Below are 15,639 nucleotides of genomic sequence, written 5' to 3' on the forward strand. Positions count from 1 at the left end.
ACCTCTAACCAACCTCACCCCCCCCGCCGATTGTGCTGGAGCACAATCATCTTTAGGTTCTGCGATATAGAACATCAGCTTGTCTGCTCGTAGACTGCAAAGCAACCAAGGAATCCACAAGGATTTCATGCAGTCGCCGAGCGGATGACTTCTAGGAAACGCGAAACGATGCACCGGAAACAATTGTTTCGATTGTGTATCGTGCACATTTCTTTGCTTATTGGATCTCATCTATTCGGCTACCCGAAGCCCCATGAAAGGACGAGACGATGAGCGAATCACTGGCAACCAAGGAACTGACCGGCGAAGAAGTGGCCGAGCTGCACCGCGAGTATGTGATGCAGTCCTGGCACAAGCAGGGCGAGCCGGTGATGCCGGTTAAGTCCGCCAAGGGCATCTATGTCTACGATTACGACGGCAACAAGTATGCCGACATGTCGTCCCTGCTCGTGTGTTCCAACCTCGGCCATGAACTGCCGGAGATCGTGGACGCCATCAAGGATCAGGCCGATAAGATGTGCTTCATGGCACCGGCCTACGCTTCCGAGCCGAAGTCCAAGCTCGCCAAGATGATCGTCGATCTGGCTGGCAACGACTTCTACCAGCGCGTGTTCTTCACCAACGGCGGCGCCGACTCCAACGAGAACGCCATCAAGATGGCCCGCATGGTGACCGGCCGCCAGAAGATCTTCAGCTGCTACCGCTCCTACCACGGCTCCACTCTGGGCGCCTCCTTCGCCTCCGGCGACTGGCGTCGTTTCGCCACCGAGGCCGGCGGTGCGGCCCCGAGCTTCGTGCACTTCATGAACCCGAACATGTATGAGGATGGCTTCAACCGCGGCGAGGACGACGACAAGGTCACCGCCCTCTACTTGAAGCGCCTCGAAGACCAGCTCATCTACGAGAACCCGGATGATGTGGCCGCCATCCTGATGGAATCCATCGTCGGCGCCAACGGCGTGATCCTGCCGCCCAAGGGCTACATGGAAGGCGTGCGCGCCCTGTGCGACAAGTACGGCATTCTGATGATCTGCGACGAAGTCATGGCCGGCTGGTGCCGCACCGGCAAGATGTTCGCCTGGCAGAACTTCGACATCAAGCCCGATATCTTCACCTTCGCCAAGGGCGTCACCTGCGGTTATGTGCCGCTGGGCGGCGTGGTGGTCTCCAAGCAGATCTCCGACTACTTCACCGACCACGTGCTGCAGTGCGGCCTGACCTACTCCGGCCATACGCTGGCCTGCGCCGCCGGCGTCGCCGCCGTCAACTACTACGTCGAGCACGACATCGCCGGTCATGTCAAGGAGATGGAAGGCATTTTGAAGCCGTTCCTTGAGGAGATGGAAGCCAAGCACAAGTGCGTGGGCGAATCCCGCTGCATCGGCCTGTTCTCCGCCATGACCATCGTGAAGAACAAGGAGACCCGCGAGCTGATGAGCCCGTACCACACCGCCAACCCGGTGATGGGCAAGATCATGGGTGCCCTGAAGGACAAGGGCTTCCTCACCTTCGGCCGTGAGACCAACGTGAACATCTGCCCGCCGCTGACCATCACGGCCGAAGAGCTCAAGGCCGAACTGCCCAAGGTGGACGAAGTCCTCACTTGGGTCGACGAAAACTTCTGCGACTGAGCCGCGCTCCAGCAGGAAAGGAAACCGATCATGCTTTGGGATTACCAGCAGCCGGTCGCTATCCGCTTCGGCAACGGCCGCGTACGTGAGATCAAGGACGTTGCCGCTGAAATGGGACTGACGGAAGGTGGCTTGCTCGTCTCTGAACGTCTGTTCGCGCAAAACGGTACCGCCGAGCGCATCGTCAAGGATTCTGAAGGTGCGATCACTGAAATCTTCTCCGACTTCTCGCCCAACCCGGACGTCACCGAAGTGGACAAAGCCGCCGCACTGATCCGCGACAAGCACCTGAAGTTCGTTGTCGCGATGGGCGGCGGCAGCGCGATGGACCTCGCCAAGTCGGCCGCCAGCATCGCGCTGACGAACGACTCCATCACCGAATACCACGGCACCGGCAAGGCCATGCCGCAGGAGCATCTGCCGATTATCGCCGTGCCGACCACCGCCGGCACCGGTTCCGAGGTCACCTGCGTCTCGGTGCTCACCAACCGTGTGCTTGGCAAGAAGGCACCGATTGTTTCCGACGGCTTCTTCCCGTCCGTGGCCATCATCGACCCGGAACTGACCTATTCGGTACCGCCGCACGTCACCGCCTCCACTGGCATGGATGTGCTGAGCCAGGCGATCGAAGGCTACTGGAGCAAGGGCCATCAGCCGATCTGCGACGCCTGTGCCATTCATGCCGCACCGCTGGTCTTCAAGTACCTGCCGATCGCCGTGGCCGAGCCGGACAACGCCGAAGCCCGACAGAAGATGTGCGAAGCCTCGGTGATCGCGGGCCTTGCGTTCACGTTGCCAAAGACCACATCCTCCCACGCCTGCTCCTTCCCGCTGACCAATATTCACGGCATTCCGCACGGAGAGGCTTGTGGCCTGACGTTGGACTGGTTCGCCCGCGTCAATAAGGACGCCCAGCATGGCCGCGTGCAGGAGTTCGCCCGCGCCATCGGTTTCGAGGATGTCGATGCCATGGCAGACGCCATCCACGAGCTCAAGGTCAAGGTGGGATTGCGTACGGGGCTCAAGGACCTCAACCTGAACGCCGACCAGATCGCCGATCTGGTGCGCATCAGCCGACACCCGAACCTGTACAACAACCCGGTTGAAATCACCGACGAGATGCTGCAGGAGATGTACGAGCATCTCGCCGCAACCGACTGACCGACCGGGCCGACCGGGGCGACTGAGCTGTCCACCTCAAACGGGTCCGTATATCCCGAGTCCAGTATGTGAACGGCTGGTAACCCACCGGAAACGCGGCGTTCGCAAATCGTAAGCGCTACGTAACCGAATCGATGGTTGCCGGCCGTACAACTCACCTATCACCTGAGGCATTGCGCGCTTCCCGCATCGTTTCCGGATGCGGGAGCGGCGCGCGGCTCTGCGCACAAAGGCCGCAAGACTACGTAAGAATACCAAGGAGACGATGATGGCAACGCTCTACACCGGCGGCACAATCCGCACCATGACAGCGCCCGACGCAACCGTCGAAGCGCTGCTGACGGACGACCGCGGCCACATCGTCTTCGCCGGCGACCTTGAGCAGGCTCGTGATCGTGCTCGTTCGATGGTCACCGTGGGTGCCCGTCACCCTGAAGAGCGCGATTTGGCTGGCGCATGTCTGATGCCCGGCTTCATCGACTCCCATTCGCACTTCGCCGGCATGGGCCAGCGTCTGACGGACGCCGACCTGGCCGGCTGTGCGGATTTCGCCGAAATCGGCACCCGACTCAAGACGTTCCTTGCCGCGCATCCGCTACCCGCTGGCGGCGTGCTGCACGGCTTTAATTATGACCAAAACGAGCTGGCTGAAGGCGTGCACCCCGACCGTCACGTACTCGACGCCCTGCTCGGCGACGTGCCTACGGTGATCGCCCACGTTTCCGGACATGTCATCATCTGCAACACCGCATTGCTCAAGCTGATCGGCCTCGACCTTGAGCAGGCCGAGGTGCCGGCCGGTGGCGTGTACGGCCGCGACGACAACGGCGAACTCAACGGCTACTTCGCCGAAACCCCGGCGATCATGCCTATTCTCATGCACCCGGCCGTGATGCCGAAGCAAGGTATTGAAGGACTCGTCGGCGCAATTCAAGACGAATACGCCTCCCATGGCATCACCACTTGCCAGGATGGCGCGACGGCCCCCGGATATGCCGAACGGTTCGTCAAACTGGCTGAAGCCCACACGCTGAAGCTCGACCTGACCTGCTACCCGATGATGGGACAGGACCTCGATGCCGTGTTCGACTCCGTCGGCTCCTATGCCAGCGGCGGCACCAGCGAAGGCATCCAATACTTGAACCACCTGCGTTTCGGTGGCGTGAAACTGTTCGTGGACGGCTCTCCGCAAGCCCGTGGCGCGTGGCTGAGCGAACCGTACCGGCCGCTGCCGGCATCCGCGCACGCCAATGCCAACGCCAGCGAGCCGGCCGGCTACCGCGGCGCGGGCATCCTGAGCGACGAAGCCATGCGCGCATTCCTCGACCATGCCCTCGAACGCGGCTGGAAGGTGATGGCCCACTGTAACGGCGACGCCGCCAGCGAACAGTTCCTCACCCAGTACACCGCCGCCTACCGTGCCAGTAGCAAGCCCGACAAATTCGACCTGCGCCCGGTGATGGTTCACTGCCAGCTCACCCGTCGCGACCAGTATGCGCGCATGGCCGCAGTGCACATGATTCCTTCCATCTTCGTGTCCCACTGCTGGTTCTGGGGCGACGCCCACATCAAGAACCTGGGATTCGAGCGTGCCTCGCGTATCTCCGCCGTGCGCGATGCGCTGAGCTACAACCTTCCCTTCACCTTCCACACCGATTCGCCGATCGTGCCGCCGGACCTCATCTTCGCCGCATGGTGTGCGATGACCCGCGTCACCAAGTACGGTGTGGCGCTTGACCAGACGCAATGCGTCGGTGCATGGGAGGCGTTCGGCGCCATCACCCGCAACGCCGCCTACCAGTACGGCGAAGAAGCGCGCAAGGGCACGTTGGAAGCCGGCAAACTCGCCGACATGACCATTCTTGACACGGACCCGCTGGCCGTGTCGACACAGCCGGGTCCGCATGACCCGCAGCAGGACCGGGCCGAAGCCGCGGTTCGCGTCCGCAAACTCCATGTACTCGAAACCATCAAGGAAGGAACCACGGTTTGGACGGCATAAGCGCCGAGCGCTAACTGCGCCGGCACGCAACGATAAGAGAGGCATCGTTATGGGAAAGACACACAGCACTGCCAAGGCGGCACCATCGGATACGGCATCGAAGGCAAGCGCGCCTGACGTCCGGCCATTCGGTTGGCGAGACAAAATCGGATACATGTGCGGCGACTTCGGCACGGACTTCATGTTCGTGTTCGCCGGCACCTGGTTCATGATCTTCTACACCAAGGTGATGGGTGTTCCCGGCACCATCGTCGGCACGCTGTTCCTGCTTGCCCGTCTGCTCGACGCGGTGATGGACGTGACCGTCGGCGTGGTGGTCGATCGCTCCAAGGACCATCCGGGCGGCAAGTTCCGCGTGACCATGATGCGTTTCACCGCGCCATTGGTGCTGCTGTCCTTCCTGATGTACCAGACCTTCGCCATCGACGCCGCCATGTGGGTCAAGATCGTCTACATGTCCATCACCTACGTGGTGTGGTGCTTCTTCTACTCCTGCGTCAACATCCCGTTCGGCTCTCTGGCCTCCACGATTTCCGCCGACGCCGACGACCGTACCAGCCTGTCCACCATGCGCAGCATGGGTGGCACCATCGGCGGCCTGATCCTCGGCATCGTGGCCCCGATCGTCATCTACCAGAAGGTGAACGGCCATCAGGTGATTCGCGGCGGCGACGGCACGCACATCTTCTCCATCGTGGCGGCCGTCGTATCCATCGCCGCGTTCATCGGCTACGTGATCTGCTACTTCAACGTCACCGAACGCGTGCACCCCGACCCGGATCAGAACGCGAAGGAAGGGGAGAAGCGTTCGCCGATCCACATGATCGCCAACGCCTTCTCCTCCCGCTCGATGCTCGGCATCGTGGCGGCCGCGCTCAGCCTGCTCGTGGCCCAGCTGTTCAGCAACCAGCTGATGACCTACGTGTACACCGACGTGTTCGGTTCGGCGGCGCTCGCCTCGATCTCCGGTCTGCTCGGCACGGCGGTGATGTTCCTGGTGGTGCCGTTCGTCAAGCCTCTGACCAAGCGCTTCGGTCGCAAGACGATCTGCTCGTTCGCTTCGGCGCTCGGTGCCATCGCCATGTTGCTGCTGTTCGTGATCCAAACCCGCAACGGCATGGTGTTCCTGATCGGCGCAGTGTTCATGTACTTCGCGCTGATGGGCTTCAACCTCGTGATCTGGGCCATGATCACCGACGTGATCGACGATATCGAAGTCACCAGAGACACCCGCGAGGAGGCGACCTGCTTCTCCTGCTACTCGTTCGCCCGCAAGATCGGTCAGGCTGTCGCCGGCGAGCTGGCCGGCCTATCCCTCGATTGGGTGGGATACCAGTCCGGTGCCACCGCGGTGCAGTCCACGGCGACCAAAGCCGCGCTGTACAACGTGGCGACTTTGGTGCCGGGCGTGTTCTTCCTGCTCACGTTCGTGTGCTTGGTCGTGATCTATCCCTTAAGCCGCGACCGTGTGCTCTACAACGTCGAGGTGCTGCGCGTCAAGCGCAAGGGCCTGACCGGTGACGAGGCGCGGCTGCTCGTCAAGTACGAAGGCATCACTCCCACCGGTGTCACTCCGGAAGGCAGCACGATCGAATGGCCTGACTTCCACGAACTCGACAAGGCCCGCGAACTGTCCGCCCGTACGGGAGTGGCGATTCGCGATCCGCAGGGGGCAGCGGCAGACGACCGGTGACGTTCGGCGAGAAACCGGGCCGACGAGAAGAACCTGAGATAACAAGGAGAGACGATTATGAGCGATGCAACAACACCGACTCCCGATACGACCGGTGCCCCGACTCCGGTGGTGGCCGGTACCGCAGTGGCCGGCACCTCGATTGTGGAAGGCGAGGCCACTGCCAAGCGCAAGCCAATGCCGGCATGGATGAAGTCGAAGAAAATCCAGCCGATTATCTCCCTCGTACTGCTGATCGCCGTATGGTGGGCGGTCACTTCGGCCGGACTCATCAACTCGCTGTACCTGCCCGGCCCCAAAGCCGTGTGGGACGCGTTCATCGAGGCCAACAGCTGCCGGCCGGCGTCGGAAGGCTCCTCGCGTATCGTCTGCGGTGAGCAGCAGTACTTCCTCTGGCAGCATCTGGTCGTCTCTCTGGAGCGTATCGGCGTCGGCATGGCTTTGGGCATTGTGGTCGGCGTGCTGGTGGGCTTCATTCTGGCCGAGATCGGCTGGCTGAACCGCATCATCCTGCCGTACATCAACTTCATTCGTGCCCTGCCGCCGCTGGGCTACATTGGCCTCTTGATCGTCTGGTTCGGCATCGGCGACACCACCAAGATCTGGCTGCTGTTCCTGGCCGCATTCCCGCCGATCGTGCTGGCCACCGTCGACGGCATCAACAGCGTGAACCGCGATCGCGTCAACTCGGCGCTGTCCCTCGGCGCATCTCGGCCCAAGGCGTTCCTGTTCGTGGTCTTCCCGAGCGCCCTGCCGTCCATTATGAACGGCATTCGACTGGCCATCGGCTTCGCATGGACCACCGTGGTGGCCGCCGAGCTCAACAACGGCATCCCCGGCATCGGCGCGCTGGCCTACCTCTCCGGTACTGAGCTCAATACGCCGTTGACCATCGCCTGCATCTTCGTGATCGGCATCGCGGCGCTGCTGCTCGACTGGCTGATTCTGGGCATCACCCATCTGGTAACTCCGTGGGTTGGCAAGGAATAACGCTCGCGTGAGCATCCGAGTAGTCATAAGAGAGGAATCGAACATGCGTGAAACAACCTGTGGAACAATGCTTGGCATTCGTGGAACACGCCGTGAAACAATCCGTAAGATTGGTGCATTGCTGGTTTCCGCTACGTTGCTCACCAGCCTTGCCGGTTGCGCGAAAATGCCCACCGCAGACGAACTGGTCGGCAACACTTCAGGGGCGGCCGTCACCGACTGCCCGGTGGAGGGTGCCAAGAACGAGGACTTCACCGGCACCATCCGCATCGCATGGCAGGCCATTCCGAACGCGGATCTGATCGTCAAAGACAAGGGCCTTCTGGAAGCCTGTCTGCCGAACGCCACGATCCAGTGGAGCCAGTTCAACTCCGGCGGCGACGTGATTCAGGCCTTCGGCTCCAACTCGCTGGACATCGGTCTGGCCGGCTCCTCTCCGGCGGTGCGGGCGGCGTCCGCTCCGCTGAACCTGCCGGTGAAGGTGATCTGGATTCACGACATCATCGGCGACGCCGAATCTCTGGTGGCCCGCGGCAGCGACTACAAGTCCATCAAAGACTTGGCCGGCAAGAACATCGCCGTGCCGTTCGGCTCCACGTCGCACTTCTCGCTGCTCTCCGCCCTGCACAATGCGGGGATGAACGAAACCAGCGTGAACCTCATCAACCTCGACCCAGACAAGATGTCCGCCGCATGGACCCGTGGCGAGATCGACGCGGCCTGGGTGTGGGACCCGGTCCTGAGCAAGTTGAAGGCGGACGGCGGCACCATTGTGACCTCCAGCGCCGCCACCGCCAAAACCGGTTCCGCCACCTACGATATGGAACTCGCCACAGACTCCTTCATCAAAGCCAACCCGAAAGTCATGGAAACCTGGACCGCGGTGGAGAACTATGCCGCCGGCCTGATCTCCAGCAAGGAAGACGACTCCGCGGAATCCATCTCCACGATTCTCGGCAACTCGGTCGATGACGTGAAGAAGCAGTTCGCCGGATACACCTATCCGCAGGCCAAGGACCAAAGCGACATCTTCCACGGCCAGCTTCCCGGCATCTTCAAGGCCACCGCCGAATTCCTGAAAACCCAAGGCAGCTTGGACAAGGTGAGCGGCGACTACGCAAGCGTGCTCTACACCGACGCCATCGACCAGGTGGCCAAGCAATAGCGAAGAGATGATTCGCATTCCGCCTTTCTTGCGGGGAAGGCGATGTCAGCGAAGTTGACTGGGCGGTTCGTGACACCGGCCGCCCATAGCGAAAGGACCTATCATGGCGAACAACAACGTGCTCACGTGGGGCGAGCTCACCGAAAAGAAGACGATGGACGACCAAGGCGTGGCCGTGGACATCCGTGGCGTCAACAAGCGCTTCACCACCCAGCAGGGCGACGAAGTCACCGCACTGCACGACATCAACCTGACCATCAACAAGCATGATTTCATCTGTGTGGTCGGCCGCTCCGGCTGTGGCAAAACCACGCTGCTCAACATGCTCGCCGGATTCGAGAAGCCCACCGACGGCGAACTGGTCTCCGGCGGCGTGGTCATTGACGGTCCAAGCCCCAAGCGTGGCGTGGTCTTCCAAAAGCCGCCGCTGTACCCGTGGCTCACCGTGCGCAAAAACGTGGAATTCGGCATGAAGATGCAAGGCGTGCCGGCTGCGGAGCGCAAGGAGAAGGCCGATCATTTCCTTGAATTGGTAGGCCTGACCTCTGCCGCCGACCGTCGCCCCTATGAGCTTTCCGGTGGTATGCAGCAGCGTGCGCAGATCGCACGCGTGCTGGCCACCGAACCGGACCTGATTCTGATGGACGAGCCGTACGGTGCTCTGGACGCCTTGACCCGTGAAAAGCTGCAGAACGAGCTGCTGCGCATCTGGCGCGAACGCCACAGCACCGTGTTCTTCATCACCCACAGCGTGGATGAGGCGATTTTCCTCGCCACGCGCGTGATCGTGATGAGCGCGCATCCGGGCACTGTGAAGATGGATATTCCGATCACCATCCCGCGCGATCCCGACGATCCGGACAACATGGAAAAGGTGCGTGCCACCCCGGAATTCGTGCAGCTGCGCGAGGAGATCACTCAAGCCATCTACGTGCAGGACGATCAGGAGTAGTTGCAAGCAACGGCTAAGCTGGTGGCCATGCGCGTAATTTCAGGACGATTCAAAGGCATGGCACTGGCCACCCCGAAAACCGGCACCCGGCCCACCACCGATCGCACCAAGGAAGCCATTTTCTCGCACCTTGACTCGTGGGGAGTGCTGGACGATGCCCGCGTGCTGGATCTGTTCGCCGGCACCGGCGCACTCGGCATCGAGGCGTTGAGCCGAGGCGCGCGTGAGTTGGTGGCTGTGGAAAGTTCGCGTCCGGCGGCCGCGCTGATCGCCAAAACGTTGGCTGATCTGAAGAAGCATCGTTCATGGAACGAGGATTTGCGCGCTCGCGTGCTGGTGAAAAAGGCCGAGGCTGTGGCAGGTGGCTTCGGCGAGGCATTCGACGTGATTTTCATTGACCCGCCGTACGCCTTCGCAACCGACGCCTGCAACCAATTGCTTGCCGACCTGGCGGCCGGCAACGCCACCGACGATCGCACGGTGATCATGCTCGAACGCTCGATTCGCTCCGACGACCCCGTTGCGCCCGTGGGGTGGGAGATCACCGAGCGGCGCAACTACGGCGAAACCGCCGTGTTCTACATCGAACCGATTGCCGAGTAGCGATTAGCGAGTAGCGAATACTCGAATACTAACGGTCCAACTTGCGCGGATGGGCGGCGGAAACCTCCCAGCCCAATGCCATCAACGTTTTACGGTCGGCCTTGTCCAACGCCTTGCAGTCAAGCCTGGCGATCAGATCCGGACGAATCTCGTTGGTGCGGGCCAGCTCTTCGTCGCGGCGGAAGCGATCGACCTTGCCGTGGTCGCCGGAAAGCAATACCTCCGGCACTGAGATGCCGCGCCACACTGCCGGCTTCGTGTACTGGCGATGCTCCAGCAGCGCGCCTTCGCCGGTGTAGGATTCCTCCACAATCGAATCCGGATTGCCCATGAATCCCGGCATCAGGCGAGTGATGGCCTCAAGCATCACCGATACCGCCACCTCGCCGCCGTTCAGTACATAATCGCCGATGGAATATTCGCGCACATCGATGCCCTGCGCACGGTAATAGTCGGGAATGCGGGAGTCGTACCCCTCGTACCGCCCGCAGCCGAACAACAGATGCTCAGTGCGACTCAGTTCGGTGGCGTCACGCTGGGTGAACAGGGGAGCGGACGGATTCGGGAAAATCAGTACCGGGGCAGCGGATGAGGTTTCGGAAGTCGGCTGTGCCGCGGTCCCGGCCGCATCGGCAAGCCCCAGCAGTTCGTCAAGGCACTCCGCCCACACTTCCGGCTTCATCACCATGCCGGCACCGCCGCCGACCGGCGTATCGTCCACCGAATGATGCACATCGTGGGTCCAGTCACGCAAATTATGCGCGGTGATTTCCAGCAGTCCCTTGGATTGGGCCTTGCCCATCAGGCTCAGATTCAGCACCTCGAAATATTCGGGGAACACGCTCACGATATCGATCTTCATGCCACATAACCCTACCGGCACCCGTCCATAATCAATCCTGCAGCGGTAAGGGCGCTGTGCGCGCAACGCCTTACAGGCCGGTCGTTACACTATTGCCCTGATGAATACGACGATGAGAATCCCCACACGCAAGAAGCCGGAAGTACTATCTCCGGCCGGCAACCTGCGCGGACTGAAAACCGCGGTCGATTACGGTGCGGACGCCGTCTACTGCGGCGGCAAGGCGTTCGGCATGCGCTCGGCGCCCAAGAACCTGAGTCTTGAAGACTTCGAGGAGGGCTCCCGCTACGCCCATGAGCGCGGTGCCCGCGTCTACGTGACCTGCAATGTGCTGCCGCGCAACAACGAGATCGAAGCGCTGCGCGAATACGTCGGCCAGCTCAAAGACACCGGCGTGGACGCATTGATCGTCTCCGACATCGGTGTGATGCTGATGGCCCGCCAAGTCGCCCCGAATCTGGAGCTGCATGTTTCCACGCAGGCTGGCGTGACCAATTATCAGGCCGCCAACGCGTTCTACGAGCTGGGCGCTCGCCGTGTGGTGCTGGCCCGTGAGATGGATCTGCAGGCCGTACGCGACATTCGCGCGAACATTCCCGACGATCTCGACATCGAATGCTTCGTGCATGGCGCAATGTGCATGGCCTTCTCCGGCCGCTGCCTGTTCTCCAACTATCTGACCGGCCGCGACGGCAATCACGGCGAATGCGCGCAGCCCTGCCGTTGGAAATATTCGATTGTGGAGGAGAAACGTCCCGGCCAGTACTTCCCGATCGAACAGACCAAGGACGGTGCCTACCTGTTCAACTCGCAGGATATGAACATGCTTGGGCACCTCGACGATCTCATCGACTCCGGCGCCACGAGCCTTAAGATCGAAGGTCGCGCGAAAAGCGCGTACTACATCGCAGCGATGACCAACGCCTACAAGACCGCGGTGAACGAATACATGATTCAGCGCGGCTTCGAGTCCGCCGACGGTACGGTATTACGGCCTTTCCATGATCAGGTGATTCGCCCCGGCGACCCTGATTTCGGCAATCCGAACGCCGAAGATGCGGTGATGCGCAATGCCGACGCCGCCTTCTCCGGTGTGTCCGACGAAGGCTATGAACAGCTCGGTGCCACTGCGGAATCCACTGCGGAATCCACTGCGCAATCCGCTGCGCAAGCCGCCCCCGCGAAATCCGACCCGACCGCCGAGCCGGACAACTTGAGCTACCGCGCCCGCTCCACTCGCCGCAAGTCCAACACAGCGGCGGAAACCATCGAAACCGACTGGCAACACGCCGCCGTCCGCCCCGCCCCGCACGTCGAACTGCCCGAATGGCTGCTGGAGGAAACCGACAAGGTGGCCCACCGCGACTATTCCACCGGCTTCTACTATCCGGAACACAAGGTGACGCAGAACACCGACCGCTCCGCCTACTTCCGCTCCTGGATGGTGGTCGGCGAAGTACTGAGCTGGAACTCGGACGAAGGCGGCCGCGTGACGCTGATGAGCCGCAACAAGATCGAGCCCGGTCAGGAAGTAGAATTCCTGCTGCCCGGCGAACGCCCGTTGGTCTTCACCGTGCCGGAATCCGGCCTTCGAGACTCGGACGGTTTGCCGGTTACCGCCATCAACAATCCGGCCCATGTATTCTCGATGCCCTGTCCGCACCCGGTACCCATCAACGCCGCAATCCGATCCCGCACCAAAAAGCCCACGTTGAAAGCCGAATAATCATGAGTGAATACCACGACGAAATCCTTGATTCCAACGCCATCAGCTCCACCGACAAAGCCGGCCGGCCCATTCCGGTGACCATTCCGATCGCGCTCGCCCCCGGCATCACCGTGGTCTACACCACGCGACTTGGAGGTCTGAGCACCGGCGCATACGGCAACCTCAACCTCGGCGGCAAGTCCGGCGACGATCCCGAAGCAGTACTGTCCAATCGCATCGCCCTGTCCGAAGCGGTCGGCGCGCGGCTGTCTTTGGTCAGCCAGGTGCATTCCGGCGTCGCCACCGATATTGACGAAGCCTTCCAGCCCAACGCTCCGTTCGGCTTTGACACTTCCGGTACGCACGGCGTAACCGACGGCAACGAGCCGTTCGTCATCGAAGCGGACGGTCAGGTGACCTCCCAGACCGGCATCGCTTTGGGTATGTTCGCCGCCGACTGTCTGCCGGTACTCATGGCAGACCCGGTCACCGGCGTTATCGGTGCCGCGCACTGCGGCCGCCGTGGACTTGAGCGCGGGGTGATCGAAGCCACCGTCGAACTGATGAAATTGAAGGGTGCCGATCCGGCGAGCATCATCGCCACACTGGGCCCGCGTATTTGCGGCGACTGCTACGAAGTGGGCGACGATATCGCCGACACTTTCGTCAAGCGATTCCCGCTGACCAAAACGACCACCCGTTTCGGTGGTGCCGGCATCGACATTGCCGAAGCAGCGATGATCGACCTTTCGTTCGCTGGCGTGCATCAGATCGTCGACTCCATGCCGCGCGTCCACGCCGCCACCGAATATCTGGAAGCCGACGCCGAACTGGCCGAACTGTGCCGAACCGACGGTGAAGGTCCGGAAGATCTGGCCGAGCGTATTCAGCACATCAACCGCAGCATGTGCACGCTTGAAAACCCGCTATGGTATTCGCATCGTCGCGCTGCGCTCGCCGGCAAGCCTCACGAAGGTCGCCTCCTCGCCCTCATCGTCCGCCACTAATAACGGGTGGTTGGGCTGTCTGGCAAGGAGGTCCGAGGGATCGGGCGGCGTTCTCCGCAGACGTATGCGCAATGCATAATGAGGTAATCTAATTAATTAATGCAATTAATGCAAAAATGCTCGAATTATAATAAATATTCGAGCATTTTTGCATAATTTCCTCGATTTTTATGTGCCGGAAGACCAATTCGCATAATTATTTACAATAAATTAGAGCATTTCTGCTATAATTGCACTAATTATGCCGTAATGCATGTAGCGATGAGAGGGGAAAGAAGTGACACCGGATGAATTAACTCAGGTGCTTCGCAACGGGGAAACATCCACGGTGGAATTTAAACGATGCAGTGATATTCCCCATGCGGATACATTCGAGACCGTATGTTCTTTTTCCAATCGAATGGGCGGCGACATCTATCTTGGCATCGAAGATGATGGTTCGGTATCCGGTGTCGATGGACAACGTGTTGCGGAGATCGAACGCAACATTGCGAATGTGGCAAATAATCACAAACTTTTTTCGCCGGCGCCGACGATAGAAACAGAACATATTGCATATGACGGTCGCACGGTGGTACGCATATGGGTTTCACCGAGCTCATCGGTAATCCGATTCAAGAATGTGGTATATGACCGTGTGGCAGATACGGATGTGCGTATCGATGGTGATATTCAAATCAGCCAGATGTACATTCGCAAGCAGAACTATTACTCGGAACGTCGTATTTTCCGATATGTAACTCCCTTTGATCTGCGTGCTGATTTAATTGCGCGGATGCGGAATATGGCTGTGGCCCAACGTGCCGGTCATCCGTGGGCGACGATGTCGAACGATGAGCTGTTTCGCAGCGCAAAGCTTTATGACCGTGATTACGTGACAGGCGAAGAGGGCTTCAACCTTGCCGCAGTGTTGTTGTTGGGAAAGGATGAGGTGATTTCCTCGATATGCCCGGCATACGTGACCGATGCAATTGTGCGGCAGCATGATGAAGATCGTTATGATGATCGCCTTATGGTTCGGACCAATCTGTTTGATGCTTACGATCAGCTTGTTGATTTCATCAAGAAGTATTTGCCGGATAGATTTGCTTTGGAGAGGGGCAAACGCACAAGTCCGCGTGAAATTATCGCCAGAGAGCTGGTGGCCAACAGCCTGATGCATCGTGAATATTCCAGTCCGGTTGTGGCCCGCATCATTATGGATGGGCAATCGATTCGTACCATCAATGCGTCGCGATCGTTTTTTGAAGGTCGTATGAAGCTGGGTGAGTTCACTCCCATGCCGAAGAATCCGATTATTGCTGATGTTTTGCTGCAAACTGGTATTGCAGAGAAACTTGGCAGTGGTTTACGCAATCTCGTCAAAGCGTCGGAGCTGTATACGGGTGTTGAACCGGAATTTGTGGATGGAGATATTTTTACTGCAACAATACCGGTGAAGCGCTCTGATATCTCAACAAATACTGGTGCGAGGACGTCTCAAAAAGAGCAGGTCGCGTCTGTGCCAGATGCTGTTATGGGCGCACGTGTTGAAGAGGGCATGAGCACGGGTAACGAACCGCCGTATAGGCAATTGGATCCGATTTGGGCGATTTTTATGTCAGTTGGACGGCAGGTGAAAGCAAGAGGGATGGTGACTGTTCCTCAAGTTGTTAAGGATACCGGTGTTGATGTGCGTATGGTGCGTAAGCAGCTGAATACTTTGGTCGAAGAAGGACAACTGAAGGTGGAAGGCAAAACCCGCAACCGTCGGTATGTGAGTACTCCAAAGTTGAATTTACGAACTTACGAGGCGTACAAGGACCAAATTAATAGGATTGCTTCTGAGATTCACGGATAAGATAAGGTGAATTTTAGAGTTTTCA

Annotated in this window: 12 protein-coding genes; 11 read left to right on the forward strand and 1 reads right to left on the reverse strand. The window is 59.8% G+C overall.

Annotation, left to right across the window (positions count from 1 at the left end):
• Positions 1 to 269 precede the first annotated feature (269 nt).
• From CUU80_RS10225 to rsmD, 8 genes are all read left to right on the forward strand, one after another.
• Positions 270 to 1,631 carry an aminotransferase class III-fold pyridoxal phosphate-dependent enzyme gene (locus CUU80_RS10225; protein WP_100497234.1) on the forward strand — a complete coding sequence of 454 codons (1,362 nt, stop codon included), beginning with the start codon at positions 270 to 272 and terminating at the stop codon, positions 1,629 to 1,631.
• Positions 1,632 to 1,661: 30 nt separating this feature from the next.
• Positions 1,662 to 2,792 carry an iron-containing alcohol dehydrogenase family protein gene (locus CUU80_RS10230; protein WP_100497235.1) on the forward strand — a complete coding sequence of 377 codons (1,131 nt, stop codon included), beginning with the start codon at positions 1,662 to 1,664 and terminating at the stop codon, positions 2,790 to 2,792.
• A 265-nt stretch (positions 2,793 to 3,057) separates the two neighbouring features.
• Complete coding sequence (locus CUU80_RS10235; protein WP_165775931.1) at positions 3,058 to 4,794, forward strand: amidohydrolase; 1,737 nt, start codon at positions 3,058 to 3,060, stop codon at positions 4,792 to 4,794.
• A gap of 49 nt (positions 4,795 to 4,843) precedes the next feature.
• Positions 4,844 to 6,487, forward strand: coding sequence for an MFS transporter (locus tag CUU80_RS10240; RefSeq protein WP_165775932.1), 1,644 nt, complete (start codon positions 4,844 to 4,846; stop codon positions 6,485 to 6,487).
• A 57-nt stretch (positions 6,488 to 6,544) separates the two neighbouring features.
• A complete protein-coding gene (locus CUU80_RS10245; RefSeq protein WP_100497238.1) occupies positions 6,545 to 7,477 on the forward strand; it encodes an ABC transporter permease in 933 nt (310 codons plus the stop codon).
• A gap of 43 nt (positions 7,478 to 7,520) precedes the next feature.
• Positions 7,521 to 8,642, forward strand: a complete 1,122-nt coding sequence (locus tag CUU80_RS10250; protein ID WP_207760119.1) for a taurine ABC transporter substrate-binding protein — start codon at positions 7,521 to 7,523, stop codon at positions 8,640 to 8,642.
• Positions 8,643 to 8,745: 103 nt separating this feature from the next.
• Positions 8,746 to 9,594, forward strand: a complete 849-nt coding sequence (locus CUU80_RS10255; RefSeq protein ID WP_207760120.1) for an ABC transporter ATP-binding protein — start codon at positions 8,746 to 8,748, stop codon at positions 9,592 to 9,594.
• A gap of 27 nt (positions 9,595 to 9,621) precedes the next feature.
• The gene (gene rsmD, locus CUU80_RS10260; protein ID WP_165775933.1) at positions 9,622 to 10,197 is read left to right on the forward strand and encodes a 16S rRNA (guanine(966)-N(2))-methyltransferase RsmD; all 576 of its coding nucleotides are present in this window, start codon (positions 9,622 to 9,624) and stop codon (positions 10,195 to 10,197) included.
• A gap of 28 nt (positions 10,198 to 10,225) precedes the next feature.
• On the opposite strand, the gene trmD is transcribed toward rsmD, so the two are convergent.
• Positions 10,226 to 11,059, reverse strand: a complete 834-nt coding sequence (trmD, locus tag CUU80_RS10265) for a tRNA (guanosine(37)-N1)-methyltransferase TrmD (RefSeq protein ID WP_100497239.1) — start codon at positions 11,057 to 11,059, stop codon at positions 10,226 to 10,228.
• 112 nt (positions 11,060 to 11,171) lie between these two features.
• Here trmD and CUU80_RS10270 point away from each other — a divergent pair, with 112 nt between their 5' ends.
• The 3 genes from CUU80_RS10270 to CUU80_RS10280 all read left to right on the forward strand — a co-directional run bounded on the left by CUU80_RS10270 (position 11,172) and on the right by CUU80_RS10280 (position 15,614).
• Positions 11,172 to 12,785 carry a peptidase U32 family protein gene (locus tag CUU80_RS10270; protein WP_165775934.1) on the forward strand — a complete coding sequence of 538 codons (1,614 nt, stop codon included), beginning with the start codon at positions 11,172 to 11,174 and terminating at the stop codon, positions 12,783 to 12,785.
• Positions 12,786 to 12,787: 2 nt separating this feature from the next.
• Positions 12,788 to 13,774: a purine nucleoside phosphorylase YfiH/LACC1 family protein gene (locus CUU80_RS10275; RefSeq protein ID WP_100497241.1), complete on the forward strand. Its 987-nt coding sequence runs from the start codon at positions 12,788 to 12,790 to the stop codon at positions 13,772 to 13,774.
• Positions 13,775 to 14,051: 277 nt separating this feature from the next.
• On the forward strand, positions 14,052 to 15,614 hold the full coding sequence (locus tag CUU80_RS10280) for an RNA/DNA-binding domain-containing protein (RefSeq protein WP_100497242.1): 1,563 nt from the start codon (positions 14,052 to 14,054) through the stop codon (positions 15,612 to 15,614).
• Positions 15,615 to 15,639 lie beyond the last annotated feature (25 nt).

Origin of the sequence: Bifidobacterium scaligerum (assembly GCF_002802865.1) — a bacterium.
In the GTDB taxonomy this organism is placed as follows: Bacteria; Actinomycetota; Actinomycetes; order Actinomycetales; family Bifidobacteriaceae; genus Bifidobacterium; species Bifidobacterium scaligerum.

Excerpts from the sequence above, each read along its gene's own strand:
- CUU80_RS10225 (WP_100497234.1), top strand. The coding sequence starts at position 270 with ATGAGCGAATCACTGGCAACCAAGGAACTGACCGGCGAAGAAGTGGCC.
- CUU80_RS10230 (WP_100497235.1), top strand. The coding sequence starts at position 1,662 with ATGCTTTGGGATTACCAGCAGCCGGTCGCTATCCGCTTCGGCAACGGC.
- CUU80_RS10235 (WP_165775931.1), top strand. The coding sequence starts at position 3,058 with ATGATGGCAACGCTCTACACCGGCGGCACAATCCGCACCATGACAGCG.
- CUU80_RS10240 (WP_165775932.1), top strand. The coding sequence starts at position 4,844 with ATGGGAAAGACACACAGCACTGCCAAGGCGGCACCATCGGATACGGCA.
- CUU80_RS10245 (WP_100497238.1), top strand. The coding sequence starts at position 6,545 with ATGAGCGATGCAACAACACCGACTCCCGATACGACCGGTGCCCCGACT.
- CUU80_RS10250 (WP_207760119.1), top strand. The coding sequence starts at position 7,521 with ATGCGTGAAACAACCTGTGGAACAATGCTTGGCATTCGTGGAACACGC.
- CUU80_RS10255 (WP_207760120.1), top strand. The coding sequence starts at position 8,746 with ATGGCGAACAACAACGTGCTCACGTGGGGCGAGCTCACCGAAAAGAAG.
- rsmD (WP_165775933.1), top strand. The coding sequence starts at position 9,622 with ATGCGCGTAATTTCAGGACGATTCAAAGGCATGGCACTGGCCACCCCG.
- trmD (WP_100497239.1), bottom strand. The coding sequence starts at position 11,059 with ATGAAGATCGATATCGTGAGCGTGTTCCCCGAATATTTCGAGGTGCTG.
- CUU80_RS10270 (WP_165775934.1), top strand. The coding sequence starts at position 11,172 with ATGAGAATCCCCACACGCAAGAAGCCGGAAGTACTATCTCCGGCCGGC.
- CUU80_RS10275 (WP_100497241.1), top strand. The coding sequence starts at position 12,788 with ATGAGTGAATACCACGACGAAATCCTTGATTCCAACGCCATCAGCTCC.